Consider the following 15,548-nt stretch of genomic DNA (forward strand, 5'->3'; position numbering starts at 1 on the left):
ACTATCCCAAGCAAGGCTCAGACACCGTTATGCATCGTTTACCCTTACGGTTCCGTGCGGCCGGCGGGGGGTCGGCCGCGGACGGAACAGGGGGACGAGTGCTCAAGTACCGGAAGAGGGCGGGCAAGGCCGGACCCAGGAGAAGGCTCCTGAAGGTGGCGCTCATCGTCTTCGGAGCGCTCGTGATCTCCCTGGCCGGAGCGTTCGCCCTCGCCTGGGCGATGACACCGATCCCTGGAAGCACCCAGCCGCAGGCCACCGCCCAGGGGTCGGTGATCTACTACCGCGACGGCAAGACCGTGCTGGCCAGGCAGGGCGTCAACCGCAAACGCGTGCCGCTTGAGCAGGTCCCGCAGCACGTCAGGAACGCCGTGATCGCCGCGGAGAACCGCTCCTTCTACCAGGACCAGGGCATCTCCCTCACCGGCACCGTACGCGCCATGTGGTCGACGCTGACCGGCCGGCAGCTCCAGGGCGGCTCGACGATCACCCAGCAGATGGTCCGCAACTACTACAGCGGCCTCAGCCAGGAACGGTCCATCGTCCGCAAGCTCAAGGAGATCATGATCTCCCTGAAGGTCGACCAGTCGAAGTCGAAGGACTGGGTGCTTGAGCAGTACCTCAACACGATCTACTTCGGCCGCAACGCCGACGGCATCCAGGCCGCCGCGGACGCCTACTTCCGCAAGGACGTCAGCAAGCTGACCGTCGCCGAGGGCGCCTACCTCGCCGCCGTGATCCAGCAGCCCTCCCGGTTCGCCAACCCCGCCGGCGCCGACCTCGACGCGGCCAGGGCGCGCTGGCGCTCGGTGGTCGACGGCATGCGGCAGACCGGCGCCCTCACCGCCGAACAGGCTGCGGCGACCACGTTCCCCCAGCTCAAGAAGCCCAGGCCGATCTTCGCCCCCAAGGGGCAGGAGGGCTACATGCTCGACCAGGTCGCCGCGGAGCTGAGGCGCAGGGGATACACCGACGAGACCATCAACCAGGGCGGCCTGCGGATCGTCTCCACCTTCGACAAGGACCTGATGGCCGCCGCCGAGCGCGCCGTCACCTCCGTCCTGCCGGAGAGCACCCCCAAGGAGGTCCGCACCGGTCTGGCCGCGGTCGATCCGGAGACCGGCGAGGTCGTCGCCTTCTACGGCGGGCGCGACTGGCGCAGGCAGCCCTACGACAACGCCTTCGGCGCCAAGGTCCAGGCGGGCTCCACCTTCAAGGCCTACACGCTGGCCGCCGCCCTGGACAACGGCTTCGGCCTCGACACCCGGGTCGACGGCAACTCCCCGCTGCGGATCACCACCGACGGCAAGGGCATCCCGAACTCCGGCGGATACTCCTACGGGCAGATCAACCTGGTCAAGGCGACCCAGAGCTCGGTCAACACCGCCTTCGTCGACCTGGGACGCAAGGTCGGCCTGGACAAGGTCGTCGAGACCGCGGAGAAGGCGGGCATCCCCACCGACCAGCTGGCCCCGCACAGCGCCGCCGCCACCCTCCCGCTGGGCGTGGCCTCGGTGAGCGCCGTGCAGAACGCCTCGGGGTTCGCCACCTTCGCCGCCGGAGGCGTCCACCGCGAGGCCCATGTGATCCGCTCGATCACCGACGCGAACGGCGACACCACCAAGATCGAGACCAAGGGGAAGCGGGCCTTCACCGAGCAGGCCGCCGTCGACGCCACCTACGCGCTGACCCAGGTCGTCACCGCGGGGACCGGTTCGGCCGCCCGCCTCTACGACCGTCCGGTCGCCGGGAAGACCGGCACCACCGACAAGTCTGCCTCGGTGTGGTTCGCCGGGTTCACCCCGCAGCTCGCGGTGGCCGTCGACATGTTCCGCGACGACAACAAGCCGGTCGTCGTGGACGGCAGCGCCCTGTACGGCGGGACGTACCCGGCCCAGGTCTGGCGCGCCTTCATGACGGAGGCGATGGCGGGCAAACCGGTCAAGGAGTTCGCCGAGCCGTCCAACTACGGCTACTCCAACTACGGCGACACCTACCGCTCGGACACCGGCGACTATTCGGACGACGGGACCCGGGACGACACCGCCCCGCCGCCCCAGCGCTCGAACCCGACGACACCCCCGGCCCCCGACCACACCCCGCAGCCCGGCGACCACGACGACGGACCGGACGGCGACGGCCCCGGCAACGGCCCCGGTAACGGCAAGGGCAACGGCGACGGCCAGGGCGACGGCTCGGACAACGGGCCGGGCAACGGCTCGGGCAACGGTCCGGGTAACGGCGACGGCGACGATCAGGGCGACGGCGACGAGCCGGGAATCGGCGGCAGGGAGCAGGCTCCGAATCAGGACAGTGTCACCCAGTCCCGCCCGAACTGACCGGCCTCTGCTCTGAGCCTGCGGAACGGTCGCCGCCCAGACGACCGCGGCGAGCGTGAATCCGCTGTCCTGAGGTTGTGGAGCGGTCGCCGCCCGGACGACCGCGGTGGGCGTGAATCCGCGAACAGGTCCCAGGAGAGCGGAGTCCTGGGACCTGCCCGGCGGATCAGGCGAGCAACTCGGTCTTGAGCGCCGAAGGGGTGGTCACCGGCATCCTGCAGGTGAACCCCCGGCACACGTACGCCGCGGGAAGGCCGCCGACCAGGCCGCGCCCCTCAAGCAGCGGGGCGCCCGCCGAGCCGGGCTCGCCGAGCGCGACGACCAGGCCGGGTACGGTCGACAGCAGGGCGGCCCTGTGCAGGGCCGTGGTCGCCGGGTCACCGGCGGGGCCGACGACGGCGACCTCGACCGGCCCGGAGAGGGCGGCCTGCGCGACCGCGAGCCCCCACCCGGCGAAGCGCGCGTGCTTGCCCGCCAGGACGGTCACCGTGCCCAGGGCCTCCTCGGCCGCCTGCCGGTGTTTGATCGAGCCGGTCAGCGCGGCGTAGGTCAGCAGTGCCCCGGCGGCGGCGAACTGGCCGGACGGGGTGGCGTTGTCCGTGGGGTCCTGCGGGCGCTGGAAGAGCCGTTCGGCGTCGGCGGCGGTGTCGAAGAACCCGCCGGAGCCGTCGGAGAAGCGGTCGAGCACCGCGTCGAGCAGGACGCCCGCCCGGTCGAACCAGCGGGTCTCGCCGGTCACGCCGTACAGGGTGAGCAGACCTTCGGCCAGGTCGCCGTAGTCTTCGAGGACCCCGGCGTTGCCGCCCGCCCTGCCGTCACGCGAGGTGCGCAGCAGCCGGTCGCCGTCCGTGTGGAGGTCGTCGATCAGCGTGGCCGCGACCCGTGCCGCCTCGACCAGGTCGGCCCGCCGGAAGAGGGCCCCGGTCTCGGCGAGCGCGGCTATGGCCAGGCCGTTCCACGCGGTCACGACCTTGTCGTCCCTGCCCGGCCGTACCCGGCGGCCCCGGGCGGCCAGCAGCCTGGCGCGCACGTCGGCGAGGCGCTCGGCGTCGTCGGGGTCGGCGAGCAACTGCAGGACCGAGGTGCCGTGCTCGAACGTCCCGGTCACCTCGAACAGGGCGACCGCCCAGTCACCGTCCTCCTCGCCGAGGACCTCGCGGATCTCCTCGGGCGTCCAGACGTAGAACTTCCCCTCGACGCCCTCGCTGTCGGCGTCCAGGGCCGAGGCGAAGCCGCCCTCGGGGGTGCGCATCTCGGCCAGCAGCCACTCGGCGGTCTCCAGCGCGACCCGCCTGGCCAGGGACGACCCGGTGAGGCGCCACCAGTGCGTGTAGACCCGCAGCAGCAGCGCGTTGTCGTAGAGCATCTTCTCGAAGTGCGGCACCACCCAGTCGGCGTCCACGCTGTAGCGGGCGAACCCGCCGGCGAGCTGGTCGTAGATCCCGCCCCTGGCCATCGCCTCCAACGTCCGCTCGGCCATCAGGACCGCGGGCTCCTCGCCGGGAGACGTCTTGGCGGCGGCGCCGTACCTGAGCAGGAACTCCAGCACCATCGACGGCGGGAACTTCGGCGCCCCGCCGAACCCGCCGCGCACCGGGTCGAAGGACCGGCCGAGCGTCTCGACGGCCTCGGCGAGCGTCCTGGCCGTCGGCAGCGGTCCCGTGGGCAGCGCGCTGCGCTCGTTCAGCGCCTCCACGATCGTCGAGCTCTGCCCGACGACCGCCTCCCGGTCGCCGGCCCAGGCGTTGGCGACCCCGGCGAGCAGCCGCTGGAAGTGCGCCCTGGGGAAGTAGGTCCCGGTGTAGAAGGGGTGGCCTTCCGGGGTGGCGAAGACCGTCATCGGCCAGCCGCCCTGACCGGTCATGGCCTGGGTCGCCGCCATGTAGACCGCGTCGACGTCCGGCCGCTCCTCGCGGTCCACCTTCACGTTGACGAACCGCTCGTTCATCATCGCCGCGGTCGCCGGGTCCTCGAACGACTCGTGCGCCATCACGTGGCACCAGTGGCAGGCCGAATACCCGACGGAGATCAGCAGGGGAACGTCACGGCGCCTGGCCTCGGCGAACGCCTCCTCGCCCCATTCGAACCATTCGACGGGGTTGTCGGCGTGCTGACGGAGGTACGGCGACTGGGCCTCGGCCAGTCTGTTCATGCCACCCACTCTGCCACAGGCGGCACGCCGGGCGAGGACGGCGTGCGCGGACGCCAGGCCGCGTTCCAGGCTGTGTTCCAGGCTGCGGCCCCGGGAACCGGCCCCGCCGGGGAGCGCGGGGTTCAGGTCTTGAGCGGGGCGGGAGCGGGGTCCGGCCGGGGGGTTTCGGTGCGGTGGGCCGACGGGGTGGCGAAAACCGCGGCGAGGGAGAAGACGGCGGCCAAGCCGAAGCCCGCGGCGTAGCCGCCGACGACGATCAGCTCACCGGCCAGTGGCGGCGTCAGTGACGCGGTCAGGTTCTGCCCGGTGTTCTGAACGCCCAGGGCGCGCCCGGCCCAGTGGGGACCGGCGATCTCCGCGGTCGAGGTGAAGGACAGGCCGTTGGTGCTGGCGGCCAGGCCACACGCGGCTATCAGCACCACGTCCGCCGCCCAGGAGGGCCACAGCGCGCACAGCGCCATCAGAAGCATCAGCACGCCGTTGACCAGGGCGAGCTGCCGCATCGGACGGAGCCGGCTGCCGACGCGGTCGGACCACTTGCCCACCGCTATTCGGCCGAGCGCGCCCGCCAGCTGGCCGACGGCCATCAACCGGCCGGCGTCGGTGACACTCCAGTGCTGGACATCGACGAGATAGAGCAGTCCGAAGGCGCCGACGGTGAACTGCGGCCAGACCAACAGGGCGCTCGCACCGTGGACGCGCCACAGGACCGGGCTGCGATAGGGGGAAGGCGGCTTGGTCGCGGCCCCGTCGGCGGTGGGCTTCGCGGGGCGCGGCGGGTCGACCACCCAGATCGCGACGGCCAGCCCGACCACACCGGTCAGCACGGCGGTGAACAGCAGAGCGGCGGAGATGCCGTTCCCGGCGGCCAGCGGCGGGATGGCCAGGGCGGCGACGCCCATGCCGAGCGGGGTGGAGGTCTGCCGTACACCCATGGCCAGGCCGCGCTCCTTGGCGCTGAACCAGCCCATGACGACTCGGCCGCTGGCCGCGTAGACCGAGGCGCCGGCGGCCCCGGCCAGGAAGAAGACGACCCAGAGCAGGACGAGACCGTGCACCATGAGGCCGGCGAACAGGATGAGGGTCGACAGGGCGAGGCCGAGGCCCAGGACGACGCGCTCGCCGTACCGGTCGGCCGCGGCCCCCCAGGCGACCAGGGCGGCCATGAGCCCGATCGTGGGGGCGGAGATCACCACCCCCGCCTGCGCCAGCGACAGGTGCTCCGTCGAGCGGAGCTCGGGGACGAGGTACGGGACTCCGTAGACGAAGACGCAGGCGACGGCCTGGGCGGCGACGCCGAGGCCCAACATCAGCCAGCGCTTGCGGCCGGTGTCGCCCGGTGTCGGGGCGGCCGACTTGTTCACGGTGGTTCTCCTCTGGACGGTCTGGTCGTTCATCCGGCGAGCTGTGTTCCCTCCTGACTACTCGCCAGATGAGTCGCGATCAATATGAGAGATGCTTTGTATCGGATTGTGAGATGATCGCCGGTGTCCGGTATTCGAAGACGAGCAGTTCGGCGTCTCGCAGCAGCGTGGTCCGCAGCGGGGCGTGGGCCGGGTGGTCGCTCCAGGCCGCGATGTCCTCCGCGTCACCGAAGCTCAGCGCGAACATCCGGTCGTAGCCGAGGCAACGACCACCGATGTCCGCGGCCACCTCGATGTCCCGCAGGCAGGGGACGGTGCCCCTGAGCCCCGCCAGGCGGGCGAGTTCGTCGTCGATCCGAGCCGGCCGATCGGTCCTGACCAGCACCACGCGCTTGATCACTCCGGCCTCCGGCTCTCCACCGGCACGCTGGAGCTGCCAAGGCTGAGCCGTACCTCCATGGCGGTCGCCCTGCCGTTCTCGTCCTCGAAGACGGGTGGCGCCCAGGCGCCGACGCTCAGCGCTACGTCGTCGCCGAAGCTCTCCAGATGGCAGATCATGTTCAGCGGCCAGCCCCCGTTGCGGAACAGGTACTCGTCCATCGCGGTGGGGCGGTGGCTGAGCAGCTGGCCGTTGGCGTGCTCGGGCCAGAAGCGGTGCATGTCCGCGTGCATGTGGACGGAGCCGAGCACGTCCAGCCCCTGCGCCTCCGCCTCGCGGATGATCTTCAACAGCTCGGCCGGATCACACCAGTAGCCGCGCCTGCCGTTGGTATAGGAGGAGCCGAAACACGGCACGATGACTTCGGCGAACTCCTCCAGCACCGCCTCGTCGCTCTCCCGGACGTTGCCCGCCCAGCGCAACGCCTGCACCCGAAGGGCGCCCTGGTCCATCTGGCCCAGCAGCAGGGCCCAGCAGCGGGGAAGGTAGGGCTCGCCGCGGCGGGAGCCGTCACAGGCCCGCCGGTACTGGGAGAGCGCGTCGTCCAGCAGCGGGTCGAGGACCCCGGGGGCGATCAGCACCAGCGGTGCGGGGGCGGTGTCGGGGAGGACGTCGGGGACGGCGGACCGCAGGACCATGAAGGTTTCCTTTCCCTGGTCGAACGTGCGGGTGGACGCACGGTTCAGGACGGTTCAGGACGGTTCGGCAGGAGGAAAGCGCCGGATGAGGTCGGCGGAGACCACGGGCAGCAGATCGGTCAGGCCGTGCCGATAGAAGTGACCGCCGGGCAGCACGTGCGCGGCGAATCCGCCGGTGGCGACGGACCGCCACTCCAGAGCCAGGGACGGCTGGAACTCCGTCTCCCGCGCCCCGACGAACGCCACCACGGGGCAGCCGACCGCGACAGCGGCGGCGGGCCGCCAGGACGCGGCGGCCCGTACGTCGGCCCGTATCAGAGGGGTCAGCAGCCTGCGGGCCGTGTCGTTCCCGGCCACCTCGGCCGGCAGACCGCCCAGGCCCAGCATGTGGCGCCACAGGCCGTCGTCGTCGAGGTGGACCAGGGGCTCGGCGGTGGAGTGGAGCCATGGTGGAGCGGCCGCGCTCAGATAGAGCACGCTCGGCGACCGGCCCCGGCGGTGTGCCCTGGCCGCCCAGGCCACGGCGGCCAGGGCGCCCATGCTGTGCCCCAGCAGAGCCCAGGGACTCCCGGCCGGGGGCGTGAGCTCCTCGTCGAGCACGCCCGCGAGCTCCGCCAGATCGGTGAAGGGCGGGGTGGCCATCCGGCGCCCGCGGCCCGGAGGTTCGACCGGGCACGGGGTGACCCCCGGTCCGAGCGCGTCCGGCCAGTCGCGGTAGAGCGTGGTCGAGCCACCGGCGGCGGGCAGCAGGAACAGCGGCGGCGATCCTTCGACCGGGGTACGGCAGGGCAGCGCGGCCGATCGGCGCGCGGGAACGGCTTCGGTCACCGCAGCTCCCGGGCGATCACCATGAGCAGGGCCTCGTCGCTGCCGCCGGCCAGGGCGAGGCCGGTGGCGTCGCGCAACGCGCGTTCCGCCAGCCCCGGATCGGCAGGGTCGAGTCCGGCGAAGCGCGGCCGGGTCGAGGCGAGTTCCGCCTCGCGCCGGAGCGCGGCCTCGGCCGTACGCCGCAGTACGTCGGCCGATCGGAGCTTGCAGCCCGCCGCGGTCCGGGGCGGGCAGTCACCGGCTCCGAGCAGTTCGAGCGCCCGCCGGCAGGACGCCCGCTCCTGGGCGATGTCGACGAACAGCTCGGCGGCGGCCCGGTCGGCGTACCCGGAGCGTGGCCCACCGGCGGAGCGGAGCAGGGCGAGCAGCCCCTCGGCCATCGCCGTCATCCGCAGCGCCACCATGACGCGCTCGTGGACCCAGTGCCTCATCAGGGTGAGCAGGCCCGTACCGGGCGAGCCGAGCAGCGCCTCAGGCGCCAGCCGGACGCCGGTCAGCCGGATCCGCCCGGTGACGCCCCGGTGCCCCAGGGTCCGCAGCGGGTGGACCTCGACCCCCGGCGCGTCCACGGGGACCCGCACCAGGGAGTGACGCCCGAGCGCCGAGTCGGCGAAGGCGGCGTCCCGGGCCAGCACCAGCAGTTCGTCCGCGAAGGGGGCGTTGCTGGAGAGCCACTTCTCCCCCTCGACGACGACCCCCTCGTCACCGCGGCGCACCGAGGTGGTCATGGCGTCGAAGTCCAGGCCGCCGCCGGGCTCGGTCACCGCGAGCGCGGCGAGAGACCGCCCCGCCAGGGCCTGGCGGGCGGCGTGGGCGGTGGCCGGGAAGGCGGCCAGCAGTTTGGCGGCCACCTCGACCTGGGTGAGGACCACCGCCCCTGCGGGCAGCAGACCCAGCTCCTCGTGCAACGCCGCCGCGAACTGCCAGGACGGGACCGGGCCCGGCTCCGGCGGCACCTGCAGAACCGGGGCGGGGGCAGGGGCGGCCGGGGCGAGCAGCCCGGCGCGGCCCAGCAGGACCACCGCCTCCCGCCCGGGCGGAACGCGGCCGGGGACGTCCCAGACCACGGGCGCGAACACCTCGGGGTGACGGTCGACCAGCGCCCGGACGCTCCGGCGGAACGCGGCCGGGGTGGTGAACCCCGGTCCTGGCCGCCCGTGGTGCGGGGCCGCCACGGTCGAAGGCTCAGTCATCGGCCCCTCGCAGGTGCCGGGCGACGGCGTCCAGCAGCTGTTCGTCGGAGATTCCGTCGGCGGGCCGGTGACCGGCGAGCAGGAGCCGCTGAGCCGGGTGACCGGCGACATACCCACTGGCGCCGTGCAGGTGCAGGCAGACCCTCGCGGTACGGCGCAGCAGCTTGCGGGCCTGGAGTCGGGCGGCCTCGACCACGCCGTCCCCCCGCGCGCCGGCCGCCGTGTCGGCCGTGGCCGCGTGCACCAGATGCCGCGCGCCTTCGGCGTAGGCCATCAGCTCTGCGAGCCGGAACCGTACGACCTGGTGGTCGATCAGGCGCTGCCCGAAGGAGTGCCGGGTGCCGAGCCAGCCGCCGGTCGTGGCCACCAGGCGGGCTGAGGCGGCGACCTGCAGCGCGGCCACCGGCAGGCCCGCGCCCGCCCCCGGCCTGTCGTGGCGGGCCAGCACCTCGGCGGCCGGGTCGAAGTCCAGCGCCGCGGCGAGACTCTCGGCGAGGACGACCCGGTCGGGGAGTCCGGGGAAGCACAGGCCCGCCGCGTCGAGCGCGGCGACGACCGGCTCGGCACGGTCGGAGGCGCACTCGCGCAGGCACTCGGTGACGCGGGCGCGCAGTCCGGCGGGCGCCAGGTCGTCGACGGGCGAGCCGGTCGGAGCCGCGGTGCGCGGCGCGTTCACGCGTCCCCCCGAGGGGAGGTCGCGGTCAGGCGCCGCACGATGCCGCGGACGTCGGGTTTCCCACTGGAGAGCAACGGCACCGCGTCCAGCAGCCGGAAGTCGGCGGGCACCATGTAGCCGGGCAACCGCTCCGACAGGTGCGTCCGCAGCGCGCGTGCCCGGTCGGCGTCCAGGGCGGGCAACGGGCTCTCGTCGCCGCAGGGGACGCTCGCCGGGGCGCCGGGCGGGGTGACCGCGCAGGCGAGGATCTCCCGGCCGCGCCCGTCCCGGGAGGCGGTGACGAACGCGCGCCCCACCGTCCGGTGGGCCTCCAGCGTCTGGCGCACCTCCTGCGTGTTGACCCGGTAGCCGCGGACCTTGACCTCGTCGTCCCGCCGGCCGTGGAAGTGCAGTACGGCGTCGGCGTCACGGTGCGCCTGGTCGCCGGTGCGGTAGAAGCGGGTGCCGTCGAGGTCGAGGAAGGCCCGCCGTTCCTCCTCGGGACGCTCCAGGTAACCACTCATGAGCTGTGCGCCTGCGACCAGGAGCTCGCCGGGCCCCTCCTCGTCGATGTGCCCGTCGTCGCGCAGGAAGCGCACGGTGACCCCGTCCAGCGGACGGCCGATGGGGTAGGGCGCGGTGCGGTCCGGTTCCCGTTCGTCGATGGGATGGGCGACGACCAGGCAGGTGGCCTCGGTCGGGCCGTATCCGTTGATCACGACGAGTTGGGGGGCGGCGGCCAGCCAGCGCTGCACGGTGTGCGGCTGGAGCACCTCCGCTCCGGTCATCACCCGGCGCAGGTGCGACAGGTCGCGTCCGGCGAAGCCGCGGGCGTGGTCGGCGAGCAGGGTCAGGGTCGAGCCGACCGCGGCGAAATAGGTGATCCGCTCCTGCTCGATCAGCCGGTTCAGCAGCGGTGGCATCGGGACGGCGGGCGCCAGGTGCACCGTCGCGCCCCGTGTCAGCGGGTAGAGCAGATCGACGACCGAAACGTCGAAGTGCAGCGCCGAGGTGTTCAGGCAGCGGTCGTCCGGCCCGACACGGAGCAGCGGATGGACCGCCGCGAAGAAGGCGTCCACGGCCCGGTGCGGGATCTGCACCCCCTTGGGGCGGCCGGTGCTTCCCGAGGTGTACATGCAGTAGGCGACGCTCTCCGGGGAGATCTCCTCCGGCAGCGGGGCCGTCGCTGGTTCGGCGGCGGCCTCGCCGACGCCGAGCGGGAGGGCCCCGGTCCGTTCGGCCAGGTCACGCGCGAGGTCGGTGTCGGTGGCGGAGACCAGGACGAGCGGGCAGCGCGCGTCGGCGACCAGGTCGGCGAGCCGGGCCGCGGGTGCCCGGGGATCGAGCGGTACGTAAGCCGCGCCGGCCCGCTGTACGGCGAGCAGCGCGACCACCGCGTCCACCGTCTTGTGGCCGACCACGGCGATCCGCTGGGCGGGACCCACCCCCCGGCGCACCAGCGCCGCGGCGGTCCGCTGGACGCGCTCGTGCAGTTCCCCGTAGTCGACGCCGCGATCGTCGGCGACCAGGGCGGTGCGCCGGGGGGTGTCCTCGGCCAGGGTGGAGAGCGCGCCGAGAAGCGACGGGAGCCGGCCGTGGCGCGGGTTCATCGCGTCCTCCGGTCGCGGACCAGGGCGGTCAGGGTGTCGAGGGAGGCCAGAGCGGGAAGGTCGTCGGCCTCGGCGCCGACCTCGATCCCGTACTCGGTGTCCAGGAGTACCGCCAGCTCGACGAAGTCGAGCGAGTCGTACTCAAGTGCCGAGGCGTAGTCGTCGGTGTCGCCGAGGGCCGTGGGGTCGCTGTTCTTGATCCGGCAGACCAGCAGCCGAAGCTCTTCACGCAGGGCGTGTTCGGTGTGCGGTGGCCGGCCGCGCTGGGGGACGGGCATGGCGGACTCCAGGGGGTGCGGGTGTGTGGGGCCGGAGGACGGGCCTCCGGCCATGGGACACATCACTGCTCAGGAGCGGGAGCGCGCCTCTGCCAGCCGCTCGTCCAGGTAGCGCGCGGAGGAGTTGAGTCTCAAGAGCGCGCCGCGGGCGATGCCGCGCCGCATGGCCGGCGACTCCGCCGCCGGGATGATCACGTTGTGGAACCACCCTGCGGCGTGCAGGGAGTCGACCGTGATGTGCAGCCGGTGGTAGACGATGCCGACGTCCGGCAGCCCCAGCCGCTCCCAGGCGTGGACCACCTGGACGAAGCGGTCAGGGGCGAACCACTCGGTCATCCCGAGGAAGCCGACGGCCTCCGGGTACAGGCGCCGGTAGCGGCAGAGCATCACGGCGAGGTTGCCGGACAGCAGGGCCTCGGCCGTCAGCGCGCCCTCCAGTTCGTCCGCGCCGATGTCGAACACCTGGAAGATCTGGTTGAACAGATGGGTGTGGACCTGGTCGGCGTCACCGTTGCCCATCTCGTCCCAGTAGTTGCGGGCGATCTCAAGCTTGGCGTCGTCCGCGGTTCCGACCTGCATCATGGCCAGCAGATCGTCGAAACGGCCGTCGACCACCGACTCCTGGATGACGTAGGTACGCAGGTCCTCGCGCCCGGCGCGGTCGCGGATGAACTCGGCGTAGTACGGATGCTTGTAGGCGGGGTGCCGGCGGGCGAGGTTCTTGAGCCAGGACAGGTAGTCCTTCGGGTCGGCGGGCGCCTCGTCCAGCAGGACGGTGTCGACCCCGTGGTCCTCGCGGGCCAGAGTGGCCTCCTCCAGCAGCCGGACCACCTCGTGGAGTACCACGGAACCTTCGGCGGTGACCGCCTGGGGGAGTCGCAGCACCAGGCCGTAGAGCCTGGAGAGCAGTAACTGTTGTTGATGGAAAGCCGCTGAGTCGCCGCCGCCCGCCAATTCGTTCATCGTGCGCACGGCCTCGATCACGATCCTGCGCTGGTCGGCGTTGACGGTGAGATCCAGTTCGGTGGCGGGAATGTGCAGCCAGGAGCTGATGATTTCGACGAGTGCACGGGGGTTGAGAGCGTCCGCGCATCGGGGAAGGGCTAACTCCACAGAAACGGACATAGCGACAATCTCCTTCTGTGAACGGCCACACGGCCATCTCCCGGGCAGGGTTGCGCCGTTGGCGAAGCTACTTTTGGAGGCCGAGTATGTCTACGATTCCGGCTAAAAATCTCAGAATTCGAGACTCATATCCAGAGGGGTTTAATCCATAGGGAGATTCCAGATATTCCGAAGGGGGTTTAGTCCGTAAAGAGATTGGGTCACAGTTGTCCTGTGCCGTTTTGGGATTTGGCTCCGGACGTGGCTTGTGATCGACTAGAGTCCGGTCCGTTGCGAGACGTGTCGTCTCACATTTCAAGATAATGCACGGAAACTCGGAGGGCCGTATGGGACGGACAATCGCCGAGAAGGTCTGGGACGAGCACGTCATCCGACGTGTCGAGGGCGAGCCCGACCTCCTCTACATCGATCTGCACATGCTTCACGAGGTCACCAGCCCGCAGGCGTTCGAAGCCCTCCGGCTTGCCGGGCGCTCGGTACGGCGCACCGACCTGACCATCGCGACGGAGGACCACAACGTCCCGACCGACGTGATCGACCGCATCAGCGACCCGGTTTCCCGCAATCAGATCGAGACGCTGCGCCGCAACTGCGACGAGTTCGGTGTGCGGCGGCACTCGCTGGGCGACGCCGAGCAGGGCATCGTCTTCGTCATGGGCCCGCAGCTGGGCCTGATCCAGCCCGGCATGACGGTGGTCTGCGGAGACTCGCACACCTCGACCCTGGGCGCCTTCGGTGCCCTGGCGTTCGGCATCGGCACCTCGCAGGTCGAACACGTGCTGGCCACCCAGACCCTGCCGATGGCGCCGTTCCGGACGATGGCCGTCACCGTCGAGGGCGAGCTGCCGGAGGGGGTCACCGCCAAGGACCTGATCCTGGCCGTGATCGCCGAAATCGGCACCGGCGGCGGCCAGGGCCATGTGATCGAGTACCGCGGTGAGGCGATCCGCGGGTTGTCGATGGAGGGTCGGCTGACCATCTGCAACATGTCCATCGAGGCGGGCGCCAGGGCCGGGATGATCGCCCCGGACGAGACCACCTTCGCCTACCTGAAGGGCCGCCCGCACGCGCCGCAGGGCGAGGACTGGGACGCGGCGGTGGCCTACTGGAAGACGCTGTACACCGACCAGGGCGCGGTCTTCGACAAGGAGGTGGTGATCGACGCCGCCGCGTTGACGCCCTTCGTCACCTGGGGGACCAACCCCGGACAGGGCGCTCCTCTGGGCTCGCTGGTCCCGGCTCCGGAGTCCTTCACCGACCCGGTCGAGCGCTCCGCCGCCGAACGGGCGCTGTCCTACATGGGGCTTGAGGCCGGCACGCCGCTGCGCGAGGTCCGGGTCGACACGGTGTTCCTCGGCTCGTGCACCAACGGCCGGATCGAGGACCTGCGCGCCGCCGCCGACGTGCTGCGGGGCCGCCGGGTCGCCGAGGGGGTCCGGATGCTGGTGGTCCCCGGCTCCGCCAAGGTCCGGCTGCAGGCGGAGACGGAGGGCCTGCACCAGGTCTTCACCGAGGCCGGCGCCGACTGGCGGTTCGCCGGCTGCTCGATGTGCCTGGGGATGAACCCGGACCAGCTGGCGCCCGGTGAGCGCAGCGCGTCCACCTCGAACCGCAACTTCGAGGGCAGGCAGGGCAAGGGCGGACGCACCCACCTGGTCTCGCCCGTCGTCGCCGCCGCGACCGCGGTCACCGGCCGCCTCTCCTCCCCCGCCGACCTGCTGGAGGCCTGACAGCATGGAGAAGTTCACCGTCCACACCGGCCGGGCCGTCCCGCTGCGCCGCAGCAACGTCGACACCGACCAGATCATCCCCGCCCACTTCCTCAAGCGGGTGACCCGTGACGGTTTCGAGGACGCGCTCTTCGCGGCCTGGCGCGCCGACCCGGAGTTCGTGCTGAACCGGCCCGAACGGCAGGGCGCGACCGTGCTGGTCGCGGGACCCGAGTTCGGTACCGGCTCCTCGCGCGAGCACGCGGTCTGGGCCCTGCAGAACTACGGCTTCAAGGCCGTGATCTCCTCCCGGTTCGCCGACATCTTCCGCGGCAACTCGCTGAAGAACGGCCTGCTCACCGTGGTGCTGCCGCAGGAGGTCGTGGAACGGCTGCAGTCCCTGACCGAGGCCGACCCGGCGGCCGAGATCACCGTGGACCTGGAGTCCGGTGAGGTACGCGCCGACGGTGTGACCGCCCCGTTCGAGATGGACGAGAACGCCCGCTGGCGGTTGCTCAACGGTCTGGACGACATCACTCTGACACTGGGCCACGAGGACGAGATCGCCGCGTTCGAGGCGAACCGCCCGTCCTACAAGCCGCGGACCCTGCCCCGTCCGGCGGCCTGACCGAGGCTCGCCGTCCCAGACGCGCTGCACCTGATTCATTGATCACGGCGCCGGTCCGAGGCCGCCAACGGCCGGCGCCGACGGCTTCCCGACCCGGAGGTAGCGTTATGCCGATCGTCACCATTCAGGTTATCAACGAGAACCTCACCGCCGAGAAGAAGAAGCAACTCATCGACGGCGTCACCGACTTGGTGCACGACGTGCTGCGCAAGGATCCGGAGCGGATCTACGTCATTGTTCAGGAAGTGCCGCTGGACAACTGGGGCGCCGGAGGATTCACTGTTTCTGAGCGCCGCGCCCAGGGCTTCGACGGTTTGTGCACCTGCCCGAAGCACGAGTGATCATCGCATTCCGTCCCAGAATAAGAGAAAATCGATCCCGGCCTCTGGTTCGTCACCGGCGCGTGCGGCATAATCATCGCGTCGGCTGATTCGACTCCCACGGCGATCCTGGAGGATTTACCCGTCGGCCCGTTTTCGACAGCCCCGCCGATAGTTTCCGGATTTCTTTTTCCGGCCCTGGGCGAACGTTTTATCCCATGGTCGGGGCGGCTTTCCGGCGGGCGCTGAACGTCCTCGTATCCTGTCGTC

The 15,548-nt window shown here is 71.4% G+C and carries 14 protein-coding genes; 4 read left to right on the forward strand and 10 right to left on the reverse strand.

Annotated features, from left to right (window positions below):
- Positions 1-98 precede the first annotated feature (98 nt).
- Positions 99-2,339 carry a transglycosylase domain-containing protein gene (locus tag ACIBVQ_RS14565; protein ID WP_399177838.1) on the forward strand — a complete coding sequence of 747 codons (2,241 nt, stop codon included), beginning with the start codon at positions 99-101 and terminating at the stop codon, positions 2,337-2,339.
- 166 nt (positions 2,340-2,505) lie between these two features.
- Here the strand turns inward: ACIBVQ_RS14565 and ACIBVQ_RS14570 are convergent, their stop codons facing one another.
- The 10 genes from ACIBVQ_RS14570 to ACIBVQ_RS14615 form a co-directional block, all read right to left on the reverse strand.
- A complete protein-coding gene (locus ACIBVQ_RS14570) occupies positions 2,506-4,491 on the reverse strand; it encodes a thioredoxin domain-containing protein (protein WP_362776676.1) in 1,986 nt (661 codons plus the stop codon).
- 122 nt (positions 4,492-4,613) lie between these two features.
- Positions 4,614-5,855, reverse strand: a complete 1,242-nt coding sequence (locus ACIBVQ_RS14575) for an MFS transporter (protein ID WP_399177840.1) — start codon at positions 5,853-5,855, stop codon at positions 4,614-4,616.
- A 79-nt stretch (positions 5,856-5,934) separates the two neighbouring features.
- Positions 5,935-6,255 carry a Dabb family protein gene (locus ACIBVQ_RS14580; protein ID WP_362914104.1) on the reverse strand — a complete coding sequence of 107 codons (321 nt, stop codon included), beginning with the start codon at positions 6,253-6,255 and terminating at the stop codon, positions 5,935-5,937.
- On the reverse strand, positions 6,252-6,932 hold the full coding sequence (locus tag ACIBVQ_RS14585) for a hypothetical protein (protein ID WP_362914106.1): 681 nt from the start codon (positions 6,930-6,932) through the stop codon (positions 6,252-6,254). The genes ACIBVQ_RS14580 and ACIBVQ_RS14585 overlap by 4 nt, the downstream gene beginning before the upstream one ends.
- Positions 6,933-6,986: 54 nt before the next feature.
- Positions 6,987-7,760, reverse strand: coding sequence for a thioesterase II family protein (locus ACIBVQ_RS14590; RefSeq protein ID WP_399177843.1), 774 nt, complete (start codon positions 7,758-7,760; stop codon positions 6,987-6,989).
- Complete coding sequence (locus ACIBVQ_RS14595; RefSeq protein WP_399177845.1) at positions 7,757-8,953, reverse strand: acyl-CoA dehydrogenase family protein; 1,197 nt, start codon at positions 8,951-8,953, stop codon at positions 7,757-7,759. The genes ACIBVQ_RS14590 and ACIBVQ_RS14595 overlap by 4 nt, the downstream gene beginning before the upstream one ends.
- Positions 8,946-9,629 (reverse strand): acyl-CoA dehydrogenase family protein, encoded by a 684-nt coding sequence (locus ACIBVQ_RS14600; RefSeq protein WP_399177847.1) that lies wholly within the window; start codon positions 9,627-9,629, stop codon positions 8,946-8,948. Before ACIBVQ_RS14600 ends, ACIBVQ_RS14595 begins: the two co-directional genes overlap by 8 nt.
- Complete coding sequence (locus ACIBVQ_RS14605; RefSeq protein ID WP_399177849.1) at positions 9,626-11,218, reverse strand: amino acid adenylation domain-containing protein; 1,593 nt, start codon at positions 11,216-11,218, stop codon at positions 9,626-9,628. The genes ACIBVQ_RS14600 and ACIBVQ_RS14605 overlap by 4 nt, the downstream gene beginning before the upstream one ends.
- The gene (locus tag ACIBVQ_RS14610) at positions 11,215-11,496 is read right to left on the reverse strand and encodes an acyl carrier protein (RefSeq protein ID WP_399177851.1); all 282 of its coding nucleotides are present in this window, start codon (positions 11,494-11,496) and stop codon (positions 11,215-11,217) included. Before ACIBVQ_RS14610 ends, ACIBVQ_RS14605 begins: the two co-directional genes overlap by 4 nt.
- A gap of 69 nt (positions 11,497-11,565) precedes the next feature.
- Positions 11,566-12,621 carry an iron-containing redox enzyme family protein gene (locus ACIBVQ_RS14615; RefSeq protein WP_399177853.1) on the reverse strand — a complete coding sequence of 352 codons (1,056 nt, stop codon included), beginning with the start codon at positions 12,619-12,621 and terminating at the stop codon, positions 11,566-11,568.
- Positions 12,622-12,947: 326 nt separating this feature from the next.
- Between ACIBVQ_RS14615 and leuC the strand changes: the two genes are divergently transcribed.
- From leuC to ACIBVQ_RS14630, 3 genes are all read left to right on the forward strand, one after another.
- Positions 12,948-14,351: a 3-isopropylmalate dehydratase large subunit gene (leuC, locus tag ACIBVQ_RS14620; RefSeq protein WP_399177855.1), complete on the forward strand. Its 1,404-nt coding sequence runs from the start codon at positions 12,948-12,950 to the stop codon at positions 14,349-14,351.
- 4 nt (positions 14,352-14,355) lie between these two features.
- On the forward strand, positions 14,356-14,958 hold the full coding sequence (leuD, locus tag ACIBVQ_RS14625) for a 3-isopropylmalate dehydratase small subunit (RefSeq protein ID WP_352013821.1): 603 nt from the start codon (positions 14,356-14,358) through the stop codon (positions 14,956-14,958).
- 107 nt (positions 14,959-15,065) lie between these two features.
- On the forward strand, positions 15,066-15,299 hold the full coding sequence (locus ACIBVQ_RS14630) for a 4-oxalocrotonate tautomerase family protein (protein ID WP_352013820.1): 234 nt from the start codon (positions 15,066-15,068) through the stop codon (positions 15,297-15,299).
- Positions 15,300-15,548 lie beyond the last annotated feature (249 nt).

Origin of the sequence: Streptosporangium sp. NPDC049376 (genome assembly GCF_044466505.1) — a bacterium.
Classification (GTDB): Bacteria; Actinomycetota; Actinomycetes; order Streptosporangiales; family Streptosporangiaceae; genus Streptosporangium.

Excerpts from the sequence above, each read along its gene's own strand:
- leuC (WP_399177855.1), top strand. The coding sequence starts at position 12,948 with ATGGGACGGACAATCGCCGAGAAGGTCTGGGACGAGCACGTCATCCGA.
- ACIBVQ_RS14615 (WP_399177853.1), bottom strand. The coding sequence starts at position 12,621 with ATGTCCGTTTCTGTGGAGTTAGCCCTTCCCCGATGCGCGGACGCTCTC.
- ACIBVQ_RS14585 (WP_362914106.1), bottom strand. The coding sequence starts at position 6,932 with ATGGTCCTGCGGTCCGCCGTCCCCGACGTCCTCCCCGACACCGCCCCC.
- ACIBVQ_RS14610 (WP_399177851.1), bottom strand. The coding sequence starts at position 11,496 with ATGCCCGTCCCCCAGCGCGGCCGGCCACCGCACACCGAACACGCCCTG.
- ACIBVQ_RS14630 (WP_352013820.1), top strand. The coding sequence starts at position 15,066 with ATGCCGATCGTCACCATTCAGGTTATCAACGAGAACCTCACCGCCGAG.
- ACIBVQ_RS14570 (WP_362776676.1), bottom strand. The coding sequence starts at position 4,491 with ATGAACAGACTGGCCGAGGCCCAGTCGCCGTACCTCCGTCAGCACGCC.
- ACIBVQ_RS14605 (WP_399177849.1), bottom strand. The coding sequence starts at position 11,218 with ATGAACCCGCGCCACGGCCGGCTCCCGTCGCTTCTCGGCGCGCTCTCC.
- ACIBVQ_RS14595 (WP_399177845.1), bottom strand. The coding sequence starts at position 8,953 with ATGACTGAGCCTTCGACCGTGGCGGCCCCGCACCACGGGCGGCCAGGA.
- leuD (WP_352013821.1), top strand. The coding sequence starts at position 14,356 with ATGGAGAAGTTCACCGTCCACACCGGCCGGGCCGTCCCGCTGCGCCGC.